Raw genomic sequence first — 23149 nt, forward strand, 5'->3', positions numbered from 1 at the left:
CAAACCGGATATTATTTCCCGTCGTCTTCGCTGCTCGTTCCGGGCCCCCCGTTACCGGTTGGCCCCGGCTGGGCTACCGCGCCCGTCGAGCGCAGAACGTTCAGCACCCCGGCACAGAAGCCGAGCAGCAGAAACACAATCAATCCCCAGGGCGATGTGCCCAAGAATCGATCGAACAGATACCCTATCAGCACTCCAACAACCACGCCGGCGATGAACTCACTCGACAGCTTGACTGCAAGCGCATAGCCCTTCGAAGCTTCCCGGTTTGATCCCGCTTCCGGCTCCACCTTGCGGCGAGCCAAGAGTTCGGCATCCAGGCGCTTACGACGGGCGTCCAGGCTTTTCGACAGGTCCGCATCCGTTTCACCGCCTGTGCCCAGATTGTCGGGGCCGCCAGAACCGCGCTTTTCATCCATGGATGCGCTCCCCTGACTCGCAAGCGACGACCGGAAAAAGTCCGTATCGAAGTCGGGCGCAACATAGTTTTAGGGCTGACCATAGTCAAGGCGCGGAAAGGCCATAGTGCACCGCGCATTTCCATATATATTTCAATATCTTGGCCGGGCGCGTCCGGCACCCGCTACAGAAGTATCAGAAAAACTTCGCCGACTGCGTCAGACTCACGCAGCCTGGAGTGCAGCTGGCCAACCGATATGCGCTACCGCCTCACCCGGCAAATCGGGATGATGTGCGACACTGCAAATCTCTGAATGTTTACAATTTGGCGCTGAATTACAGGCTCTTAACGGCCCGCTTAAAACGGCCGACGCGATCAGGACCAACCGCCGCCATAGGTGACGTAGAAGATGTGGAGCCCGATCTGGCCAACCTTGCGCATTCTCTTGGCCCAGGGCGGGCGAACATAGGTGGCGTGGTAGTGTGTTGATGAGCCGACTTCCTTGAGCCAGATCTTGCCGGCCGTCGTCGCCAGCGCGATTTCTTCTGCCATGTTCCAGTGCTGGGGCGAGCGGATCCGGTCTTTGATGCCGTCGCACGCGAATGAAAACTGGCACCGGTTGCGCCAGTTGTCATTCTGGTACACGACGCCGCAGACGGTGTTCGGGTAGGTCGGATTTCGCACCCGGTTGAGAATCACCTGGGCAACCGCTGCCTGGCCTTTCACACTCTCACCCCTGGCTTCGAAATAGATACCGGCAGCAAGGCAACGCTGTTCTGCTTCGGAAAACGTTTTTGCCGGCAAAGCGGTGCCAGCCCAATCATGATCATACTTGCCCACCGGCGGAATAAAGCGTCCACGGACGGTCTGTTCGCGCAGCACCGAGCTGAAGGGGGATTGCTTGGCATAGTCAGGCTGAGGCGGGGCGTAGGCGGTGGCGAGAATGTCGGGATTGTCATTTGTGACCAGGCTCGCCAACATTGCCGGCACCTGAGGTTCGCGCTTCTGCTTGCCACTGGCGTAGAACGCGGTCGCTATCTCAAATTCCTTGCCGCGAAGACTTGGCTTGAGGAATGCCATGCTGGTCTTCAGATCAAGTGCCGGACGAAACAGGCTGGACTGCCGCTCGAGCACGGAACCTGCCGAGAAATCCTTGGGCGGCTGCACCGGTGCAACGGCGATCACCCGTCCCTGCTTGAGATGCCTTGTGACACGGTCCGCATCGGGGCGTGGATCCGCGGCGCCTATCTTGCCCTGGAAAGCAATCTTGTCGCCGTTAGGCAGGGTTACCCCGGCGCCAGACGCGATGGACGACGTCAGGATGGGATCGGCGAACTCCAGTTCGGCGGCCTGGATTGATCCCGCAGGCGAGGCAGTGAGAAAGGTCTTCCAGCGAGCATCCGCACCCTCGCTACCACCGAGCATGGTGGCCATGTCGGCATGCGAAGTGATGGTCGGTGTGGACAGGAATGCCGCAAGGCCGAAAACCAGGGGCGCGGACAGGCGAGCAAACCACGAATGACCGCTGCCGAAAGAACGACGCTTCTGACGCAAAACAACAACTCCGGAACTCAGGATACATACTCAATACTGAGCCTGAGAATGGAACATTAACCTTGATGGAGCGTTAATGCGGCTCAGGAAAATCCGCTTTGCGTGAGAACACCCTAAAAACAGGCTTATCCAGTGCCGCCAGAGCGGCGCTGGCTCAAGCGGTCAGGAGCTGCGTTTCTTTGGAGCCAGTTTGCCCGACACCGTGCGCCTTGCGGATTTCTTCGGCATCACCGAAGCCCGTTTTGTCTTGCCGTCCTTGGGCGCGTAGGGGTTATCGCCACTGCGATAAACAACCCGCAAGGGAATTCCGGGCATGTCAAAATCGGCGCGAAGCGAATTGACCAGGTAGCGGGTATAGGATTCAGGCACGGCATCAGGCCGCGTGCACGAAATCATGAAGCCCGGCGGGCGCGACTTGATCTGGGTCATGTATTTGAGCTTGAGCCGCCGTCCCGAAACAGCAGGTGGCGGATGATGACCCTGCGTGTGATCGAGCCAACGGTTGAGCTTGGCGGTTGAAACACGCTTGTTCCAGACCTTGTGGACGAAGGCGATGTTTTCCATCAGCCGGTCGAGACCATCACCGGTCTGTCCGGCAACTGTCACGGCACGAATGCCGCGGATCTGTGGCAACAGACGGTCGGTCATTTCCCGCAATTCAGCCAGTTTTTCCTGCCGGTTGTCGATCAGGTCCCACTTGTTGAAGGCGATGACGGGCGCCCTGCCCTCACGAACCACCAGATCGGCGATCTGCAGATCCTGCTTTTCGAACGGAATGGTCGAATCAAACACGACTACCACCACTTCTGCAAAGCGGATCGCGCGCAGCGCATCAGCGACTGAGAGTTTTTCGAGCTTTTCCTGCACGCGAGCCTTGCGGCGCAATCCCGCAGTATCAAACAGCTTGATCTTGCGACCCTGCCATTCGAAATCGACAGCGATGGAATCTCGAGTGATGCCCGCTTCCGGGCCGGTCAGAAGCCGTTCTTCCCCCAGGAAGCGATTGATCAGTGTCGACTTGCCGGCATTCGGTCGCCCAACAATGGCAACCCTTAGCGGCTTGGTCTCATCGTATTCCGGCCCCTCGTCCTCGTCATCGGCGCCTCGAGGTATGGCGATGTCGACATCGGTGATGGCTTCGGCCAGCGGATCGTTCTTGGGCGGAAAGCAGCGTTCTTCGCCAAAAGCCTCGACAATGGCGTCGCGGAGATCGAGCATGCCGCCACCATGTTCAGCCGAGATTGGACAGGGCTCGCCGAGCCCCAGCCTGAAGGCGTCGTACATGCCTGATTCCGAGCCCTTGGATTCAGCCTTGTTGGCAACCAGCACCACGGGCTTGCCGCGCTTGCGCAGGATACCGGCCAGCAATTCGTCAGCCGGTGTCAGGCCTGCCTTGGCGTCGATCAGAAACAAAGCGCCGTCAGCCTCATCCATCGCCATCTCGCTCTGGGCGCGCATGCGGCCTTCAAGCGTATCGGGTCCGGCAACTTCGAGACCGGCGGTGTCGATCATGCGAAAGCGCAGGTCGACCAGACGAGCGTCGCCCGGACGGCGATCGCGGGTCACGCCCGGCGTGTCGTCAACAAGCGCCAGCTTGCGGCCGGCCAGCCGGTTGAACAATGTGGACTTGCCAACATTGGGTCGTCCGACAATTGCAAGGGTAATGGTCATGATTGATCCTTGCCCGAAGGCAGCGTCATGGTCCGGGTTGGGCGCGAGGTCAGGATACGCCGCCTTTGGCGGCGATCATGTCGAGCATGAGGCCAGCGCGGGTCTTGACGCCATTCGGTGTTTCACTGTCTGCGGCGATATCGCCAAACCACTGCGAAGCCTGTTTCAGTTCACCGGCATTGTAGGCCGAAATTCCGAGCGCCTCGCGCGCGGAATGGCGCGCCGGATTTCCCGGAACCGCCAGCACCTCGACCTCGGCCGACACATCGGCATAGCTGCCATTGTCGATCAGCAGGTAGGCCGCGCGCAGCCGCGCAGCGTCGCGAATGGCCACAGGCTGCGACACATCCTTGCCGATCGCGGAAAATGCTGAAATCGCGGCAGCGGTATCGCCCTTGGCGGCAAGGACCGTAGCTGCACGCATTTGCGCAAGCACCGGATAGGAGCCATAGCCGGTCTTCTCCAGGTCCTGAAATTCCGCCAGCGCCGCATCGGTATCGCCGCTACGGGCTTTTTCCAGGGCCGCAAGAAAGACGTCACCGGATTTGGCCGCGGTGGTTTCTTTCCAGTATCCCCAGCCACGAAGACCAGCGGTGACCGCCACAATTCCGATTGCAACGGCGAGCATGAAAAAGCGGAACCGCTTCCACAGCGCCTTCATGTAATCCGAACGGAGATCGTCATTGACCTCGCGGATGAATGTTGAATTGTCGTCGGTCATGGCATCACCGGCAAAAGCCGGTCCTCTCAAAATCTTGCCGCAAGCGGCGTTGTGTGGGGCCTTCTAGCGGATTTTATGACTTCTGTAAGGGGGGACAGCGTCGAAAGCGTCAAACCACCCCACCAAGACAGTCACATTCCAATGATCGGCGACACCCCGATGAGCATTTTGTGCAGCCCTGCCACAAAGACCACATAGAAGATCAGCCCGCCCACGACAGCGATGATATCCCATTTGAGCGGGCCAGCCACAGGATTGCTGGTGATGCCTGCCCGCAGGCGTTTCTTTTCCGAGATCCTGTCGATGACGGCCCAGGCGAGAAACCCGCCAAACAGCAGCACCGAGGCGAGATCACCATTGACCAGGAGATGGGCCAGCGCCCAGATCTTGACGGCGAGCAGCATCGGATGCTTGACCGCAGCCTTGATGCGCCCCGCAGGCGCCTGCGAAGCAACCAGAAAAATGGAGGCCGGCAGCATCAGCAGCGCCACCACATGGCTCATCCAGGCAGGTGCAACCCAAAAGACAATCGGATCCTGCCGCGCAATTCCATATCCCCAGACCAGAATGACGAAGCCGACGATGGAGACCAGCGCATAAATGCCCTTCCAGGCGTTCAGTCCACGCTGTTCGATTTGTGCCTGACGCCATGCGGGAGCCACGATCCTGACCGAATGAACTCCCAAAAACAGCACCAGTCCGACGATAAGCCAGATCATCATTACTCTCCAATTTCGCGTCCGGGCATTTGTCGCCCGATGTTGGGGCGACCATAGACTGGACGCGGTTGTATTAGAAGCTGCAAAGCCTTGGTATTTGTGTCGCAGCCGGAGCTGGTCCAGAATGGGTTGATGGAACCCGATCTTGATGCCGCTCGCAGGCGGCTCGCTGAAAAGAAACGTGATCTCGAGAGCATGTCGGCGCTGAGCCAGGCGGCCCGCGCGCCGGTCGCTCTTGATCAACAGTCGGTCGGTAGATTGTCGCGGATGGACGCAATGCAGCAGCAGGCGATGGCCTCCGCCCAGGAGCGTGCCCGCAAACGCGATCTGGTTCGCATCGAGATGGCGGAGCGTCGTCTGGCTGAAGGCGAATACGGTTGGTGCGCCGATTGCGGCGATGCCATTCTGGACGAGCGGCTGGAGATTGATCCCATGGCTGAGAAATGCGTTCGCTGCGCTTCCGGCTGAGTTTCCACATCACCGCCTCATTTGGGCGGCACAAAACCGCGATTGTTGTCAGTCAAGCGTAACACCGGGTCGCCAAGCACCATGATTTCATCTGAATTTCGTAATGTCCGCTCCGCAAAAACAGGGTCGATCCGGCTTGTCGTCATGGTGGCAGCGGGCCTTGGCGTGATGGCAAGCACTCCATCTACGGCTGACGAGCGCCCCGAGCAACTGGTGCTGATCTCCTTTGATGGCGCCCACGACAATGCGCTCTGGGACCGAAGCCTTGAAATGGCCAATCGCAGCGGCGCGCGCTTCACCTATTTCCTGTCCTGCACGTTTCTGATGAGCAAGGCCGAACGCCGCTCTTATCATGCTCCCGGGCATTCGGCCGGCCGCTCGAATGTCGGTTTTGCTCAAGACCAGGCGGAGGTGCTGACCCGGCTCGGCCATATCTGGTCCGCCTATCAGTCGGGCAATGAAATCGGTAGTCATGGCTGCGGCCATTTTGACGGGAAAAACTGGAGCAAGTCCGATTGGCTTGCTGAATTCAGCCAGTTCGACGCGGCGCTGGCCAATGCCTGGAGCAACAACGGAGCGGATGCACCGTCAGGCTGGGCCCGGTTTGCGAAATCCGCCATCACGGGATTCCGAGCGCCCTATCTCTCCACCTCGGACGGACTTTATGCCGCTCTTGAGGCCCGCCATTTCGAGTATGATGCAAGTGGCGTTTCGCACGGCCCGGTGTCGCCTGACTTCACCAGGCCAACCGCCCGCTTCGCCCTGCCGTTGATCCCGGAAGGGCCGAAACAGCGTCGCATCATCGCAATGGACTACAACATGTTTGTCCGGCACTCCGGCGGGCTGGAAAATCCGTCCAAGTCAAACGAGTTCGAAGAGCGTGCACTCGATGCGTTCCGCGCTGCCTTCAAAGCCGAATATTCGGGCAAACGCCGGCCACTGCAACTCGGGTTTCACTTCGTTGAAATGAATGGCGGCGCCTACTGGAATGCGCTGGAGCGGTTTGCCGAGGAGACCTGCGGCCGTCCGGACGTCGCATGCGTGACCTATCAGGAGGCCATTCGGCGGCTCAAGCAATCCGACGGATCAGCGAGTTGATTTTAAAGCCAACCCGCTGACATCATCACCTCTTTGGATCTTCCAGCGTCTGTACCGAATCAGGGCCGCCTTCACCGGGCGACGGATCCGCAATTGACTGCGCATAGCCATCGCCCTGGCGGGCCAGATAGTTCCGCTCGATTTCATCGAGTTCCTGACCACGGAACACGGCTTCGAAAGCATGCAAACGCTTGTAGATCGAGATCAGCTCGACAATCGTGGTCCAGGAATTGATCAGGAACTGGAACGAGCTCGAGACCTGTCCGAAGGCTGTCAGTATCTGTTGCCAGATGCCAAGCGTAATCTTGCCAGTGACGATGGTCGGCACCAGCAGCACATGCACGTAGATATTGTCGGCCTGCAGATAAAAGCCGCGCGCGACGTTGAAATACATGTAGTGAAAATAGAGCCGGAAATAGTTTTGCCGCACATCATCGAAGAGTTGACGCGCGGTGGGCGGCTGAGCCCGAGCCTCATCGTCCTCGCCGTAAACCAGTTCCTTGCGGTAGGCCGCCTCGACGCGCTGATTGCGGAATTCCAGCCCCGGCAGCTTGATGCCGACCATAGCCAGAAGCCCGGTGCCAAAGGCAGCCCAGAACAACAGGGCGATGAACAGGGCATGGGGGATCGCGCCAACCAGCGGCAGCTCGGTGACATACTGGGACAAGGACCAGAGAATTGGCAGGAACGCCACAAGCGTCATGACGGCATCGACAAAGGCCACGCCAAGCCCTTCCATGATCGATGCGAACCGCATGGTGTCTTCCTGCACACGCTGTGAGGCGCCCTCGATCTTTCGGACGCGTGGCCAGCGTTCCATGTAGAAATTGTTCATCGCCGTGCGCCAGCGGAAGATGTAGTGACTGACGAAAAACCGGGTCACCACAAAGACAGCGGTCGAGACAAAGGCGATCTGCACGAAGATCAGAATGAGGCCATAGAGGTCCGCCTGAGACACCGTTCCATCGCCGGTCAGAGCCTGCTGGAACTGGTCAAAGAATGGCCTGCGCCAATTGTTGAGCGCAACGGAGACCTGAACGCCGAAATAAGTGGTGAACAGGATGAAGATCGATCCCAGAATCGACCAGAGCTGCCATCTGTGGGGAGAATAGAAAAACCAGAAAGCTGCAAAGGCCAGCGACCAGACCGTGTAGAAGACATAGAACCAGAGGAACGACTGGCTGTAGAAATAACGCAGCCCAACAATGGGTTCGCCATCAGGCTCGGGCAATGCGAAGCCAAGTGCCGCGCCGATTGAATCCCCCATTCCATACCAGATGAGTATCCCAAGTCCTGCCCAGAGCAGAACTGACGGGAAGAAGACTTTTGGTTTAGGGAAAAACGATTCAAACACGGGCGGGATCCTGGAATGTGCCCTGCATGGCAGGGCGTGATTCGTCGTGACTTGGCCAATTACCTAGGACACCGCGACAAATACGGCAATCCGGCCCAATCAACCATCACGCTATTGTGCTAAAACAATGGCACCCGCCATTCCGGATCGCAGCCAAAGGTTGGTTGCGCCTTGCGTAAAAGATGAGTCGTCTTTCAAGCGGCACGAGGTCTGCAGAACACCAGGACGATGGCGCCGGACGCGAGCAATCCCGCTGCCGCCGCGAGGCTCGCCCATGTGTAGGTGCCCGACCAGTCGGCCAGGTAACCGGCAACAACAGGACCGAGAATTTGCCCGGTGCCGAACGCTGCGGTCATCAGCGCCAGTGCGCGCCGTGGACTTTGAGAGGCGAGTTGCCGACCAACCTGCAGGCCGAAGGCGGTGACCATGATGAAGGTGCCGCCCAGAAGCATCCCGCCGACAATCGGTCCGGCGGGCAATGGCACGAGAACGCTTGCCGCCACACCGAGTGCTTCAACCACGCAGCCGAGTGCAAAGACATTGACCAGGCCCATGCGTTTGACGGCGGGCAGCCAATAGGCGACTGACGGAGCGGCCGCAATACCGGTAGCAAGCCAGACGCCTGCTTCAAACAGCGATGAGCCGCCGCCATCGCGGACGATGGCCACCAGGAAAGTTGCGGTGACGATGTAGCCAAAACCGAAGATCCCGTAGGCCAGGGTCAGCGCAATGAGCGCAGGCGTCCAGACCAGTGGCGGCTCCTTTTTCGCAGGGCCAGTTCGCACGACATCACGCGGGAGGTAACGGAAAACAATCGCAAGTCCGGCAAAGGCCAGCAGGGCCGCCATGATCCAGGCCATGCGCCAGCCACTGTCAGCCAGAATGATAAGACCGAACATGATGGCCGAGATTGAGATGCCCAACCCGACACCGCCAAAATGCGTTGACTGGACCCAAGGCTTTCCGGATCCTAGACCATGGGAAAGCACGATCGCTGACGTGAAAATCATGACAAAGGCGCTGGCGAGCCCTGCCAGAAAGCGGATCGCGGCAAGAATCATGACATTGCTCGACAGCCCTATGGCGAGCAGAAGCAGCGCGGTGGCCACCAGTCCTGTCAGAGCGACCTTGCGTTCGATGCCTTCCGCCCAGCCATAGGCAGCGAGAACCGCGCCAAGCAGATAGCCCACATAATTGGCCGAGGCGATCCAGCCGGCTTCGGATGGACCAAGCCCCAGACCGGCCATCATTGCCGGCAGAACCGGGGTGTAGAAGAAGCGACCAAGGCCCATCGCGACGGCCATGGCAATGGCGCCGGCAATGGCCGTCGCCAGGATCCCGCGATCGTGACCCGGAGCCGGGGCGACAAATTCGGCAGACTGAGACATGAGCGGAGGACTGCGCCAAAGACAGGGTTGATTCTGCGACCTCAATGAACCCGTTCAGCGCTGGAGACAACCCACAGGCTTCATAGTCAATGGATTTTGCCCCTCGGTGAATTGAGATTTTATTGGAATTGTTTCGGACTAACGCCTATTTGTGCATTGCAACATAAAAAGGACCACCCATGAAAACCATCATCATAACCGGGTCAACCAGCGGCATCGGACTCGGAATTGCCGAGAGTTTCGCGCTTGCGGGACACAATGTGGTTCTCAATGGTTTGGGCAAGGAAACGGAAATCGAGGCAACCCGGGCGCGGCTCTCGGCGCTTGGTGCGGGAGAGGTGATCTTTCACGGCGCCAACATGATGGTGCCTGAGGAAATTGCAGACCTGGTCGCCTCGACAGAAAAGAAGTTCGGTTCCGTCGATATCATTGTGCCGAATGCGGGCATTCAACATGTCGAGAAGATCGAGGACTTTCCGATAGCCAAGTGGGACGCCATTATTGCCATCAATCTGAGTTCGGCATTTCACCTGATCCGTGCCGCGATGCCGATCATGAAGAAAAACCAATTTGGCCGTGTGATTGCCATCGCATCTGCCCACGGGCTCGTCGCCTCGCCCTACAAGAGCGCCTATGTGGCAGCCAAGCACGGCATTCTGGGGCTGATCAAGACCGTGGCGCTGGAAGGCGCCGAGTTTGGCATCACTGCCAACGCCATCTGTCCGGGATATGTAGAGACGCCGTTGGTCACGGGCCAGATTGCAGACACGGCAAAGGCGCGAAACATGACCGAAGAAGACGTCATCAACGATGTGATCCTCAAGGCTCAGCCGACCAAGCAATTCGTGCAGGTTGGCCAGATCGCCGCCTTGGCCAGTTATCTGGCGTCGGAGCAGGCAGCACAGATTACCGGCGCCGCCCTGCCGATGGACGGTGGTTGGACCGCGCAATGAGTTCTGAAAGATCTGCGACCAAGGCAAAGTCTGGCCTCAAGTCCAAGACTCGACCTAAAGCCATGGCTGGCAAAGACGGGGTCCGGATGATCAATCTGGCGCTGCAGGGCGGAGGATCGCACGGCGCTTTCAGCTGGGGCGTGATAGACCGCTTGCTGGATGAGCCGAGTATCGAGCTTGAAGGCCTTTCCGGCACCAGCGCCGGCGCGGTCAACGCAGCCGTACTGGCGCATGGGCTGATGGAGGGCGGACGCATTGGCGGACAGGCGGCGCTTGAGGATTTCTGGCGCAGATCGAGTCGGGGCGGTTCAATCTGGTCACCTGTACGGGCTCTGCCGCAGGTCGCTTTCCCGGGCATGGAAATGCTGACCGCTGCAACATACGCGGCGTTCGACACCATGACCCGCACCTTCTCGCCCTATGAATTCAATCCCTATGACATCAATCCGCTGCACGACCTTCTGTCGGATAGCGTGGACTTTGAGGCGCTGCGTGAGCGCTGCAAGACCAAGCTGTTCCTGAGCGCAACCAATGTGCGCAGCGGCCGCGTGCGCGTTTTCGAGACCAGGGAAGTGAGTGCGGATGTCGTCATGGCGTCGGCTTGCCTTCCGTTTCTGTTCAAGGCGGTCGAGATCGACGGCGAGCACTATTGGGACGGGGGCTATGTCGGCAATCCGGCGCTGTTCCCGTTCTTCTACAATTGCGAAAGCCGGGATGTGATGATCGTTCACATCAATCCGATGGAGCGCGACGACGTGCCGAAGACGGCGCCCGACATCCTGAACAGGATCAACGAAATCTCGTTCAATTCGTCGCTGCTTGACGAAATGCGGGCGATCAACTTTGTGACCAGACTGATTGAACAGAACTGGCTCAAGGATGAGTACAAGGACCGCCTGAGAGACATACTGGTGCATTCGGTGCGCGCCGACGACGCCTTGCTCGATCTGCCGGTCTCGTCGAAATTTGATGTGAGCTGGTCGTTTCTCACCGATTTGCGCGACCGCGGCCGGATCGAGGCGGACCGCTGGCTTGAAGCAAACCGTGACCATATCGGCAAGAGATCCACAGTTGATCTGGCAGGTCAGTATCTCGGGTTGCCCGGGCCGCGGCAGCCGGATGGCAGCCAGGTGCGGGATTGATCGGCTTTTATTGAAAAAACAGCGATTGATCGAGTTTGCCTGAAACTGTCGCATGCGCAAAACGCTCTTTCGCACAGCAACAGAGTGGGTTAGCTTTTGTCCAATTGGTTCAAAATTACAGAGGCGACATGGCCCAGTCCCACCGCACATCGATCCGTTTCCGGCTCAACGACCAGACCGTCGAGATTTCCGGCTTTGCTCCCGATCTGACCCTGCTTGACTGGCTGAGGCTTGACCGGCGGCTGACCGGGACGAAGGAAGGATGCGCCGAGGGCGATTGCGGTGCCTGCACCGTGCTTGTCGGACGGATCGACAACGGGCTGTTGAGCTACGAGACGGTCAATGCCTGCATCCGGTTTGTCGGATCGTTTGATGCCACGCACGTGGTGACCGTGGAACATCTCAACCGACCAGACGGCGGCTTGAGCGCCGTACAGCAGGCAATGGTCGATAATCACGGCTCGCAGTGCGGCTTCTGCACGCCGGGCATCGTTGCCTCGTTGCACGCCTTGTGGCTCGCCGAGCCGGAGCCCACGGAAGCCGACATCGAGCGACAATTGCAGGGCAATCTATGCCGCTGCACCGGTTACGAGCCGATCGTCAAGGCAGCAATCGCGGCAGCAAAGACCATTCCGGCTGTCGAAAATGACCGACTGGTCGCAGCTTACGATGCCACCACGGAAGCCCTCGCCGAATTTACCGATGGCGCGCGTGTGACCATCGAGAACGAACGCGGCACCACCTATCTGCCAGCCGACCTCAATGATCTGGCTGCACTTTATGAAGCGCATCCGAAAGCGACCATCGTTGCCGGTTCGACAGATGTCGGGCTTTGGGTGACCAAGCACATGCGCGACATCGCCCCGGTGATCCATATCGGCCATCTGGAAGAATTGAAGCACATCAAGACGGATGAGGCCGGGATCACGCTTGGCGCGGGCGTCTCCTACACTTCGGCGCGCGGCGCGCTGGTGGCGATGTACCCGCAACTGGCTGAACTTTGGGACAGGATTGGCGGCGAGCAGGTGCGCAACATGGGAACGGTCGGCGGCAACATCGCCAACGGTTCGCCGATCGGCGACACGCCGCCTCCCCTGATTGCGCTTGATGCGTCGGTGACTTTGCGCAAGGGCGACAACCGCCGCACGGTTCCGCTGGTCGATTTCTTCATCGAATACGGCAAACAGGATCGTCAGGCCGGCGAATTTGTCGAAAGCATCTTTGTGCCGGCGCTCGAAGACGACGTGTTTTTCGCGGTCTACAAGATTTCCAAACGCCGCGACGAAGACATCTCGGCCTTGTGCGGCGCATTTCACGTGACAACTGACGATGAAGGGCTGGTGGCTTCGGCCCGCATCGCCTTTGGCGGCATGGCGGGCACGCCCAAACGGGCGGCAACGGCAGAAGCAGCGCTGATCGGCCAGCCCTGGTCCTGGGACACGATCCAGGCGGCGCGGGTTGCCCTGGCTGAGGACTACCAGCCGCTGTCAGACTGGCGCGCAAGTGCGGAGTACCGGATGCTGGCGGCGCAAAACCTGATGATCCGGTTCTTTCTGGAAACCTGCGGCGCGCCGGCGCGGATCGAACGCCACCCGGCGATGGCGGAGGCATGACCATGGACGCACCCACTCCACGCAGCCGCACAGAAATCTCAGGCGGGGCCCACGTGGCCCGCAAGCATGATTCCGCTCACAAGCATGTCACCGGCAGTGCCGATTATATCGATGACATGGCAGAACCAGCTGGCACACTGCACGGCTATCTCGGTCTGACCGACCGGGCCCATGCACGCATCACCTCGCTTGATCTTGATGCGGTTCGCGCATCCGAAGGCGTGATGACGGTTCTCACCGGTGCGGACGTTCCGGGAAGCAACGACATTTCACCAAGCGATCGCAATGACGAGCCGGTGCTTGCAACAGAGAAGGTGCTGTTTCACGGCCAGCCAGTGTTCGCGGTCATCGCAGAAACCCGGGAAATGGCACGCCGCGCCGCCAAACGGGCGGTCATCGGCTATGAGGACCTGCCGTATTTCACCGACGTGCGCGCGGCCATGGACGCCGACTATCCGCTGGTAACCGAGCCTCTGAAGCTCGAACGCGGCGACATTGAGGCCGGGCTTGCCGCATCACCTTTGCGGCTCAAGGGCGAGATGCGGATCGGCGGACAGGATCATTTCTATCTTGAAGGCCATATCGCCTTTGCCATTCCCGGCGAGGATGACGAGGTCACCGTCTGGTCCTCGACGCAACACCCGAGCGAAGTCCAGCATATGGTGGCGCACGCACTGGGGGTTGTCTCGAATGCCGTGACCGTGCAGGTGCGGCGCATGGGCGGCGGGTTCGGCGGCAAGGAAACGCAGAGCAACCAGTTTGCGGCCATTGCAGCAATCGCTGCCAAGAAGCTCAACCGCGCGGTCAAGATCCGGCCGGACCGCGACGACGACATGATCATCACCGGCAAGCGGCACGATTTCGTTGTCGATTACGATGTCGGCTATGACGAGAGTGGCGTCATTCATGCTGTCGATGCAACGTTTGCGGCGCGCTGCGGATTTTCGTCCGACCTCTCGGGACCGGTCACCGACCGGGCGCTGTTTCATGCCGACAACTGCTATTTCTACCAGGATGTGCGGTTGGTCTCCAAACCCATGATGACCAACACCGTGTCCAATACCGCTTTCCGCGGGTTTGGCGGACCGCAGGGAATGCTTGGCGGCGAGCGGATGATCGAGGATGTGGCCTATGCACTCGGGCGGGATCCACTGGAGATCCGCAAGGCCAACTTCTACGGTGGCGAGGGTCGCAATGTGACTCCTTACCACCAGACGGTGGAAGACAATATCATCGCCAGAATCGTCGAAGATCTGGAGACATCGTCTGATTATCAGGCACGCCGCGCCGAAATCATCGATTTCAACGAAAGCAGTCCGGTCATCCGCCGCGGCATCGCGCTGACGCCGGTGAAATTCGGCATCTCGTTCACCGCGACCTGGTACAATCAGGCGGGTGCTCTGGTGCACGTCTACCAGGACGGATCAATCCATCTCAACCATGGTGGCACAGAGATGGGCCAGGGGCTCAACACCAAGGTGGCTCAGGTTCTGGCCGAAGAGTTTCAGGTCGATCTAGACACCATCCGGATTACCGCCACCACCACCGGCAAGGTGCCCAACACCTCGGCCACAGCGGCCTCGTCCGGCACAGATCTCAACGGCATGGCGGCGGCCAATGCGGCGCAACAGATCAAAACACGGCTGGTGGCGTTCGCGTCAGAGAAATTCAGCGTGCCGCCCGAGCAGGTGGAGTTCATTCCCAACCATGTGCGCATCGGCAACGAGTTGCTGGCCTTCGGCGATTTCATCAAGATGGCCTATCAGGCCCGGATCCAGCTTTCGGCCGCCGGCTTCTACAAGACGCCAGACATTCACTGGGATCGCGCAAGCGGCAGGGGCCGGCCGTTCTACTACTTCGCCTACGGCGCGGCAGTGTCGGAAGTGTCCATCGATACGCTGACCGGCGAATACCAGGTCGACCGTGTCGATGTGCTGCACGATGCCGGAAAATCACTCAACCCGGCGCTCGACATTGGTCAGATCGAAGGCGCATTCGTGCAGGGCATGGGCTGGCTGACGACAGAAGAATTGTGGTGGGACGGCAAGGGCCGGCTTAGGACCCATGCGCCCTCAACCTACAAGATCCCGCTGGCATCGGACCGGCCGAAGGTCTTCAACGTGAAGCTCGCCGACTGGGCGGAAAACCGGGAGCCGACCATCCGGCGATCCAAGGCCGTTGGCGAGCCGCCCTTCATGCTGCCGATTTCGGTGCTCGAAGCGCTTGGAATGGCCGTCGCCTCGATCGCCGATTACCAGGTGTCACCAAAGCTTGACGCTCCCGCGACGCCCGAGCGGGTGCTGATGGCGGTGGAGCGGCTCAAAGCCATGGTTGCCGATGCCGAGATGTCCGGAGAGGACGAGGCGAACGTCTGATGGCGCGGCTTGGCGCCTATCGCGACTTTGCTGCAATCGCCGAAGCCCCGGGTTTTGTGCTTGTCCGGGTTATCGAAGCCAAAGGCTCGACGCCGCGCAACACCGGCACCTGGATGCTGGTTTCCAAAGCTGCGGCCTTCGGCACGATCGGTGGCGGACGGCTGGAGCTTGAAGCCATTGATCGCGCCCGCGACGTGCTGTCAGGCGCCAGCGCCGAGCCGATGGCTCTGCCGCTGGGGCCAGAGATCGGGCAATGCTGCGGCGGGCATGTGACGCTGTCTTTTGAGATCATCGCCCCTGCCCGTATCGGCGAGGTCGAGGCTATGGTGGAAGCCGAAGACGCGAGCGATCCAGACGTCTGGCTGTTTGGTGGAGGTCATGTCGGCCGGGCGCTGGCCGATGCGTTGCTGCTGCTGCCGGTCAGTGTTCATGTTGCCGAAACGCGCTCCGAAGAGCTGGATCTGACGCCCAAGGGCGCCGAGCGGCATCTGACCGCCCTGCCCGAGAGCCTCGTCAAAGGGATAAGACCGGGCAGCGCGGTGATCGTGCTGACCCACGATCATGCGCTCGATTTCCTGATCGTGTCGGCTGCCCTGGCGCGTGACGATCTGGCCCAGGTCGGCATGATCGGATCAGACACCAAGCGCGCAACATTCGAGCATCAATATGTGCGCGAAGGCGGCGACAAGGCCAGGCTTTCGAAACTCACCTGCCCGATCGGCCGCAAGATTGCCGACAAGCGGCCCGAGGTGATCGCCGCCACCGTTGCGGCTGATATTATCGCTGCTCTTGCCAACTGGAAGTAGCCTCGTCCTGACTGTCAGGCGGTGTCCTCAAGCACCAGTTGCGATGCCCGCCATGCGGTGGCGATGGCCGCGCCATTGGTGTTGCCAGTGATGATGTTGGGGAAGATCGAGCAGTCGACCACTCGCAAACCTTCGACGCCATGAACGCGTAGCCGTGCATCGACCACTGCCTTGGCAGCATCTGGCCCCATGCGACATGTGGCGACCGGATGATAGACCGTGCCGGACCGGCGACGGAAATCATCGATGATAGCTTCGTCACTTGCTATGTCTGGCCCCGGGAGCAGCTCCGCCTCGATGCAGTCGGCAAGCGGTTTGGCAGCGGCCATTCGGCGCACGAGTTTGCCTGTCGCCAGCATTTCAGCAACATCATCCTCATGGGAGAGAGCGTTGGGCGTGATGCGCGGCGCATCTGACGGATCTGCCGAGCGGATCATGATCTCGCCGCGGCTCTTTGGACGGCAGTTGGACCAGCCGATGGAAAAGCCCGGCCATGGATCGGGACTCAGGATCGGGCGTTCGCCGGGCCGCGGAATGACCGTCGAGAAGGCCTGAAAATAGAGCTGCATGTTGGGACGCTGCCGGTCCGGCGAGGTGCGGATGAAGCCGCCGGCCTGATTGAGGCTGACCGACAGCGGGCCATCGCGGAACAGCATGTATCGCATACCCGCCGACAGCTTGCCCCACCATGGCCCAAGCTGCTGGTTGATGGTCGGGCAATTGGCGCGATAGGTGTAGTTGGTTCCGATATGGTCTTCGAGATTGCGGCCGACATTGGCATTGTCGATGCGGACATCGATCCCCAGAGCCTTGAGATGATCCGCAGGTCCGATGCCAGAAAGCTGCAGAAGCTGTGGCGAGTTGACTGATCCGCCGCTGAGAATGACCTCCCTGCCCGCCTTGACCGTCTCGGACTTTCCATTGCGGGTATAGGTGACGCCTGTCACGCGGGCGCCATCGAAATTCAGACCCGTCACATGAGCGCCGGTGATCACCCGCAGGTTTGTCCGCAACAGCGCGGGACGCAGGAAAGCGCGGGCGGCGGACAGGCGGCGGCCATTGTGAATGGTGAACTCGAATAGGCCGACGCCATCCTGGCTCTCGCCGTTGAAATCGGGATTGAGCGGCAGGCCGATGGCTTGGGCTGATTGGAACCATTTTCGCGTCAGGGGATGAACGGTCTTGCCCGGCACAAACAGGTTGAGCGGCCCCTTGCGGCCCCTGATCGAGTCATCGCCGACAATGGCGCATTCCACATCGCGGAATGCAGAAAGCATCTCATCGGCGCCCCAGCCGGGGTTGCCGGCATCGCGCCATTCGTCAAAATCGGCACGGTGTCCGCGCACCCAGACCATGGCGTTGATCGAGGACGATCCGCCCAGAACCCGGCCGCGCGGCCAGTGATCGACATTCCCGGCCAGACCCGGATCGGGCTCGGCGCGGTACATCCAGTTCACCTTCGGATCAAAGAATGTCTTGCCGTAGCCAAGAGGCATCTGCACGAAAAAACGACGGTCGTCGCCGCCGGCTTCCAGCACCAGCACCTTGTGACGACCCGAGGCCGAGAGACGTTCGGCCATGACGCAGCCGGACGAACCGGCGCCGATAATGATGAAGTCCGGATTGTCCATAAAATGCTCGCAGCGCCGACGGTTTGATGGTGAAGCGTTGTCACATTTGCTGGTCTCAATCAATGGATTTGCAGCGCCTTTCGCTGGCCCTTGGGCGACATCGCAGCTGAAGGATCTTGTTAGCCATATCAGGGAATGTTGCAACGCACCCTTGTTTCATAAGCATGCTTATTATATATTTGGCTTATGAAAACGACGAACATCGATCAATTTGGCTTTCTCGTCCACGACGTGGCCCGGCTTCTGCGCAAGAAATTCGAAAAGCGCGGCCAGGAACATGGCCTGTCGTCCGCGCAGTGGCGGCTTCTGGTGAAGGTTGTGCGCGAAGAGAAGGCGACGCAGGCGCGCCTGGCCGAACTTATGGAAATCGAGCCGATCAGTGTCTCGCGACTGATCGACCGCATGGAGCAAGGCGGCTGGGTCAAGCGCTGCTCGCATGAAACCGACCGCCGGGTGAAACTGGTGGTGCCGACCGATCAAAGTCTGGCGGCCTATTCCGACATCAAGGCTGTCGCAGTCGATATCTACAACGAGGCAATGACCGGCCTTGAAGAAGACCAGAAGCAGGCGCTGGTTTCAGCGCTGGCGATAGTGGTCGCAAACCTTTCCTCCGATGAAACAACGACGGCTTCCCCCGCCCTCGAAGATCTGGCGCAATCATGAGCATTCAAGACAAGCAAACCGCAGCAAACACAGATTCCCCTGCTGCGACAAAGAAGCCTTCCAAACTCCGCCGCAACGTCTTGATGTTGCTGGTGCCCTGCCTGCTGGTTGGTGCAGGCCTCTATGTCTGGGTCAACGGCGGCCGATACGAGGAAACCGAAAACGCCAACATGCGGTTGGCTCGGATCACCATCGCCAGCGAGATCGCCGGCCGGGTGGTCAGTGTCAACGTGGCGGAAAACGTGCCCGTCAAGAAGGGCGACGTGTTGTTCGAGGTTGACCCCGAGCCGCTTCAGATTGCCCTCAACCAGGCCAATGCCGCTGTTGAGAGCGCCCGTTTGAATGTCATCGAACTCAAGGCGGCCTACAGCCAGGCCTTGACCCAGGAACAGATCGCCGCGGATGACGCAGCGTTCTACCAAGATACGCTTGACCGGCAGACGTCGCTGACCGCAAAGGGTGTTGCGACCAATTCTTCGCTCGATGACGCGCGCCATACAGCGCAGAAGTCTGCGCAGGGCCTTGTGGCTGCCAAGCAGGCGGTTGCTACGGCTCAGGCAGCCCTTGCCAACAGCCTCGACGGCGCAATTGACGATCACCCGATGGTGGTGGCCGCAATAGCTGCCCGCAACAAGGCCGCGTATAACCTATCGGCCGCAACGGTGCACGCGCCAGCCGACGGCCTGGTTTATCAGGCTTCATCTTTCCGGCCAGGCGAATACGTCACGCCGGGGGCGTCGCTGTTCACGATCGTTGAGACCAAAAATCCCTGGATCGACGCCAATTTCAAGGAACCGCAGCTGGCAAACATGAAGCCAGATCAGTCGGCGGAAGTGGTGTTTGATCTTTATCCGGATCGCACATTCCGGGCCAAGGTCGACTCGATTGGCGCCGGGACCGGTGCCGAATTCTCGCTGCTGCCTGCACAGAATGCGACCGGCAACTGGGTCAAGGTCACGCAGAGAATTCCGGTGCGGATCAAGCTCGACAATCCTGAAGCCGAGATCCTGGCACGTTCGGGTCTGAGCGCCACCGTCACCGTGGACACCGGTGCCAGCCGCAGCTTCGGCGAATTGTTCAGCAGCGCCAGGGCGGCGGAATAAACGAGCGCCAGGAAAACAACGGTCATGAGCACCACTGACGAACCCGGGCACAATGTGCCTTTCCGGGGCCTGATCACGGTTTCGATCATGCTCGCGACCATCATGCAGGTGCTCGACACGACGATTGCCAATGTGGCACTACCGTCGATGACCGGCGACCTCGACGCCTCGCAGGACACCATCACCTGGGTGCTGACGTCCTATATCGTCGCGGCCGCGATCATGACACCGGTGACAGGTTGGCTTGCGGACAGGTTCGGCAGGCGGCAACTTTTCCTGACAACCATTGTCGGCTTCACCGCGACCTCGATGGCCTGCGGCCTGGCCCCAAGTCTCGAGACCATGGTTCTCTTCCGGCTGCTTCAGGGCATGTTCGGTGCGGCCATCGTGCCGCTGTCACAGACCTTCCTTCTCGACATCAACCCGAAGGAACGTCATGGACAGGCGATGGCGATTTGGGGCGCCGGCATCATGGTCGGGCCTATCATCGGCCCGACGTTGGGCGGCTGGCTGACCGAGACGCTGAACTGGCGCTGGGTGTTCTTCATCAACCTTCCAGTCGGCATCGTCGCTTTCATGGGCTGTGCCGCCTATCTGCCTGAAGTCGCGCGGCGCATTCGCCGGTTCGACTTCTTCGGTTTCGCCATGCTGTCACTTGGCGTTGGCGCCCTGCAGCTGATGCTTGACCGCGGCGGCGAGGTCGACTGGTTTTCGGCTTGGGAAATCTGGATCGAACTCAGCCTGGCGATCACCGGCATATGGGTTTTCACGGTGCATCTGGCGACCGCGGAGGATCCGTTCGTCGATCCGAAAATCTTTGCCGACCGCAATTTTGTCACCGGCCTTGTGCTAATCTTCATTGTCGGCATCGTCTTGCTCGCAAGCTTGGCGCTGCTGCCACCTATGCTGTCGCGGGTCTTCGGCTACTCGACCATAACAACAGGGCTGGTGATGGCGCCGCGAGGTGTCGGCACCATGATCTCGATGATCCTGGTGGGACGCCTGGTTCGCATGGTGGACCCGCGCTACCTGGTTATTGCCGGGCTCATGCTGACCTCGACGTCGCTCTACCTGATGACCGGCTTCTCGCCACAGATGGACAGCGGTCCGGTGATCTCGACGGGTATCATTCAGGGCCTTGGTCTTGGCCTCGTCTTTGTGCCGCTGTCAGCCATTGCTTTCGCCACGCTTGAAACGCGCTTTCGCACGGATGCCGCCAGCCTTTTCAGCCTGGTGCGCAACCTTGGCTCCTCGATCGGCATTTCCGTGGTGACGCTCTACCTGACCCGCAATGTGCAGATCAATCATCAGGAGCTCGGCGCCTTCATCAACCCGTTCAATCCGGTGGTGAAAGACCTGATGCCGGGGCCCGTGATAAATCCGACCACGCTGCAGACCCTTGATGGGCTGGTCAACCAGCAGGCATTGATGATTTCCTACAACAACGACTTCAAGCTGATGATGCTGGTAACGCTGTTTGCCATTCCCCTGGCGCTTCTCCTGCGCAAGCCGCAATCAGCACAAGCTGCGGCAGCGCCTGCCGCAGCGCATATGGATTGAGGGCCGTTACGGAGGCGCAGGCTCTAGCGCTCAGACCCGGAATTGTCGCAGCGGTCTCCGATTTCGCTGCGGCGACCTGCGGCGTCGAAAGCGAGAATGCGCGCGGGATCAATTGCCAGACCCACGCGAGTGCCATCGGCAGGCAGCTTCACCTCACCGTCAATCCGCACCACCAGCTTGTCGCCTGCCGCTGTAACACCGTGCACCAGTGTCTCCGCACCCAGCGGCTCACAGAAGGCTACATCGAAATCGATGAGGCCGGCGCCTGGCGCTACCAGATCTATGTGCTCGGGCCTTACCCCGATGACTGCGCCGGGATCGAGCGCACCCCTGCCCGGCCGGATGTCGTGGCTGAGCACGTTCATCGGCGGTGAACCGATGAAGCCCGCAACGAACAAGGTCGCCGGATTGGCATAGACTTCCAGCGGCGCGCCGACCTGCTCGGCGACACCGGCATTCATGACGATCATGCGATCGGCCAATGTCATGGCTTCAACCTGATCATGGGTCACATAGAGCGCAGTCACGCCGAGCTTGCGCTGCAGCGCCTTGATCTCCAGACGCATCTGCACCCGCAACTTGGCGTCAAGGTTGGAGAGAGGTTCATCAAACAGGAAGACGGCTGGCTTGCGAACGATGGCGCGGCCCATGGCGACGCGCTGGCGCTGACCGCCGGAAAGCTGGCGCGGCTTGCGATCAAGATAGGGTTCCAGTTCCAGCATCCGCGCCGCTTCGTTCACCCGCGAGAGTATTTCGGGCTTGGGGACATTTGCGATCTTGAGGCCATAGGCCATGTTGTCGAACACGCTCATATGCGGATAGAGCGCGTAGTTCTGGAACACCATTGCAATGTCGCGTTCACGCGGCTCGAGCTTGTTGACCACCCGGTTGCCAATATGAATGTCGCCAGAGGTGATGGTTTCCAGGCCAGCGACCATACGCAAAAGCGTTGACTTGCCGCAGCCTGACGGGCCGACGATGACAATGAACTCGCCATCGCTGATTTCCGCGTCGATGCCGTGGATGACTTCGGTCCGGCCGTAGTTCTTTTTGATCGCTTCAAGTTTGATTTCAGCCATTTGAATTCATTTCTCGCTTTCGACCAAGCCTTTGACGAAGAGTTTCTGCATGCCGACAACAACCAGCACCGGCGGCAGCATGGCCAGCATGGCAGTCGCCATGATCACCGGCCATTCGACCGTCTGATCCCCTGTCGGCAGCATCTGCTTGATGCCCATGATCACGGTGTTCATGGAAGGGTCGGTGGTAACCAGCAATGGCCAGAGATACTGGTTCCAGCCATAGATAAAGAGAATGACGAACAGGGCCGCGATGTTGGTGCGCGACATCGGCAGCAGGATATCGATGAAAAAGCGGACAGGGCCAGCACCATCGACACGCGCGGCTTCGGTCAGCTCGTCGGGTATGGTCATGAACAATTGCCGAAACAGGAATGTGGCCGTGGCTGACGCGATCAACGGCAGGATCAGACCGGTGTAGCTGTTGAGCAGCCCCAAGCTGGCCACGACCTCGTAGGTCGGCACGATGCGGACTTCGACCGGCAGCATCAGGGTCATGAAGATCAGCCAGAAGAACAGCATCCGGAAACGGAACTTGAAATAGACGATGGCATAGGCCGACAGCAGCGAGATGATGATCTTGCCGATGGTGATGCCGAGCGCCATCACAAGCGAATTGAGCAGCATCTGCCAGACCGGCGCAACACCGCCGGTCAGAAGCGCCTCAAGATAGTTTTCGACAAAATGCGGCCCTGGCAGCAAAGGCATCGGCGGCCGGATCAGATCGTCCTGGGTCACTGTGGACGCGACGAATGCGATCCAGATCGGGAAACAGATCACCGCAATGCCGAAGATCAGCCCGGCATGGGTGAGCCAGGTGCCAATCCCTCGTTTTTCGACCATGCCAATCA

At 59.7% G+C, this 23149-nt stretch carries 20 protein-coding genes; 10 read left to right on the forward strand and 10 right to left on the reverse strand.

The features are described from left to right. Nucleotides 1-11: 11 nt before the first annotated feature. The 5 genes from WNZ14_RS18730 to WNZ14_RS18750 form a co-directional block, all read right to left on the reverse strand. On the reverse strand, nucleotides 12-419 hold the full coding sequence (locus tag WNZ14_RS18730; protein ID WP_342870129.1) for an AtpZ/AtpI family protein: 408 nt from the start codon (nucleotides 417-419) through the stop codon (nucleotides 12-14). Nucleotides 420-775: 356 nt separating this feature from the next. After that, complete coding sequence (locus WNZ14_RS18735; protein WP_342870130.1) at nucleotides 776-1954, reverse strand: cell wall hydrolase; 1179 nt, start codon at nucleotides 1952-1954, stop codon at nucleotides 776-778. Between the two features lie 162 nt (nucleotides 1955-2116). Further along, the gene (gene der, locus WNZ14_RS18740; protein WP_342870131.1) at nucleotides 2117-3625 is read right to left on the reverse strand and encodes a ribosome biogenesis GTPase Der; all 1509 of its coding nucleotides are present in this window, start codon (nucleotides 3623-3625) and stop codon (nucleotides 2117-2119) included. 49 nt (nucleotides 3626-3674) lie between these two features. Continuing rightward, a complete protein-coding gene (locus WNZ14_RS18745; RefSeq protein WP_342870132.1) occupies nucleotides 3675-4346 on the reverse strand; it encodes a tetratricopeptide repeat protein in 672 nt (223 codons plus the stop codon). A gap of 131 nt (nucleotides 4347-4477) precedes the next feature. Then, nucleotides 4478-5065: an NnrU family protein gene (locus WNZ14_RS18750; protein ID WP_342870133.1), complete on the reverse strand. Its 588-nt coding sequence runs from the start codon at nucleotides 5063-5065 to the stop codon at nucleotides 4478-4480. Between the two features lie 132 nt (nucleotides 5066-5197). Between WNZ14_RS18750 and WNZ14_RS18755 the strand changes: the two genes are divergently transcribed. Both WNZ14_RS18755 and WNZ14_RS18760 read left to right on the forward strand, forming a co-directional pair. After that, nucleotides 5198-5533, forward strand: a complete 336-nt coding sequence (locus tag WNZ14_RS18755) for a TraR/DksA C4-type zinc finger protein (protein WP_342870134.1) — start codon at nucleotides 5198-5200, stop codon at nucleotides 5531-5533. Nucleotides 5534-5677: 144 nt separating this feature from the next. After that, complete coding sequence (locus tag WNZ14_RS18760; RefSeq protein WP_342870282.1) at nucleotides 5678-6631, forward strand: polysaccharide deacetylase; 954 nt, start codon at nucleotides 5678-5680, stop codon at nucleotides 6629-6631. Between the two features lie 25 nt (nucleotides 6632-6656). Here WNZ14_RS18760 and sbmA read toward each other — a convergent pair whose 3' ends face one another. Then, entirely contained in the window at nucleotides 6657-7985 is a 1329-nt protein-coding gene (gene sbmA, locus WNZ14_RS18765; RefSeq protein WP_342870135.1) for a peptide antibiotic transporter SbmA, read from the reverse strand. Nucleotides 7986-8179: 194 nt separating this feature from the next. Continuing rightward, a complete protein-coding gene (locus WNZ14_RS18770) occupies nucleotides 8180-9373 on the reverse strand; it encodes a YbfB/YjiJ family MFS transporter (protein WP_342870136.1) in 1194 nt (397 codons plus the stop codon). A gap of 179 nt (nucleotides 9374-9552) precedes the next feature. Between WNZ14_RS18770 and WNZ14_RS18775 the strand changes: the two genes are divergently transcribed. From WNZ14_RS18775 to xdhC, 5 genes are all read left to right on the forward strand, one after another. Further along, entirely contained in the window at nucleotides 9553-10326 is a 774-nt protein-coding gene (locus WNZ14_RS18775) for a 3-hydroxybutyrate dehydrogenase (RefSeq protein WP_342870283.1), read from the forward strand. A 62-nt stretch (nucleotides 10327-10388) separates the two neighbouring features. After that, nucleotides 10389-11468 carry a patatin-like phospholipase family protein gene (locus tag WNZ14_RS18780; protein ID WP_342870137.1) on the forward strand — a complete coding sequence of 360 codons (1080 nt, stop codon included), beginning with the start codon at nucleotides 10389-10391 and terminating at the stop codon, nucleotides 11466-11468. 128 nt (nucleotides 11469-11596) lie between these two features. Next, nucleotides 11597-13081: a xanthine dehydrogenase small subunit gene (xdhA, locus tag WNZ14_RS18785; RefSeq protein WP_342870138.1), complete on the forward strand. Its 1485-nt coding sequence runs from the start codon at nucleotides 11597-11599 to the stop codon at nucleotides 13079-13081. A 2-nt stretch (nucleotides 13082-13083) separates the two neighbouring features. After that, nucleotides 13084-15456 carry a xanthine dehydrogenase molybdopterin binding subunit gene (gene xdhB / locus WNZ14_RS18790; protein WP_342870139.1) on the forward strand — a complete coding sequence of 791 codons (2373 nt, stop codon included), beginning with the start codon at nucleotides 13084-13086 and terminating at the stop codon, nucleotides 15454-15456. Further along, nucleotides 15456-16262 carry a xanthine dehydrogenase accessory protein XdhC gene (gene xdhC / locus WNZ14_RS18795; protein WP_342870140.1) on the forward strand — a complete coding sequence of 269 codons (807 nt, stop codon included), beginning with the start codon at nucleotides 15456-15458 and terminating at the stop codon, nucleotides 16260-16262. The genes xdhB and xdhC overlap by 1 nt, the downstream gene beginning before the upstream one ends. Nucleotides 16263-16276: 14 nt before the next feature. Here xdhC and WNZ14_RS18800 read toward each other — a convergent pair whose 3' ends face one another. Next, on the reverse strand, nucleotides 16277-17893 hold the full coding sequence (locus WNZ14_RS18800) for a GMC family oxidoreductase N-terminal domain-containing protein (RefSeq protein WP_342870141.1): 1617 nt from the start codon (nucleotides 17891-17893) through the stop codon (nucleotides 16277-16279). A 186-nt stretch (nucleotides 17894-18079) separates the two neighbouring features. Here WNZ14_RS18800 and WNZ14_RS18805 point away from each other — a divergent pair, with 186 nt between their 5' ends. Genes WNZ14_RS18805 through WNZ14_RS18815 form a run of 3 tightly spaced genes read left to right on the forward strand, consistent with a single transcriptional unit; the run spans nucleotide 18080 to nucleotide 21219 of the window. Then, entirely contained in the window at nucleotides 18080-18556 is a 477-nt protein-coding gene (locus WNZ14_RS18805) for a MarR family transcriptional regulator (protein WP_342870142.1), read from the forward strand. Beyond that, nucleotides 18553-19659 (forward strand): HlyD family secretion protein, encoded by a 1107-nt coding sequence (locus WNZ14_RS18810; RefSeq protein WP_342870143.1) that lies wholly within the window; start codon nucleotides 18553-18555, stop codon nucleotides 19657-19659. The genes WNZ14_RS18805 and WNZ14_RS18810 overlap by 4 nt, the downstream gene beginning before the upstream one ends. A 24-nt stretch (nucleotides 19660-19683) precedes the next feature. After that, complete coding sequence (locus WNZ14_RS18815; RefSeq protein ID WP_342870144.1) at nucleotides 19684-21219, forward strand: DHA2 family efflux MFS transporter permease subunit; 1536 nt, start codon at nucleotides 19684-19686, stop codon at nucleotides 21217-21219. Nucleotides 21220-21242: 23 nt separating this feature from the next. Here WNZ14_RS18815 and WNZ14_RS18820 read toward each other — a convergent pair whose 3' ends face one another. Both WNZ14_RS18820 and ugpE read right to left on the reverse strand, forming a co-directional pair. Further along, on the reverse strand, nucleotides 21243-22298 hold the full coding sequence (locus tag WNZ14_RS18820) for a sn-glycerol-3-phosphate import ATP-binding protein UgpC (protein WP_342870145.1): 1056 nt from the start codon (nucleotides 22296-22298) through the stop codon (nucleotides 21243-21245). A 6-nt stretch (nucleotides 22299-22304) separates the two neighbouring features. Continuing rightward, nucleotides 22305-23141, reverse strand: coding sequence for a sn-glycerol-3-phosphate ABC transporter permease UgpE (gene ugpE, locus WNZ14_RS18825; RefSeq protein WP_342870146.1), 837 nt, complete (start codon nucleotides 23139-23141; stop codon nucleotides 22305-22307). Nucleotides 23142-23149: the final 8 nt, after the last annotated feature.

This window comes from Hoeflea sp. AS60, from assembly GCF_038900115.1.
Lineage (GTDB): Bacteria > Pseudomonadota > Alphaproteobacteria > Rhizobiales > Rhizobiaceae > Hoeflea.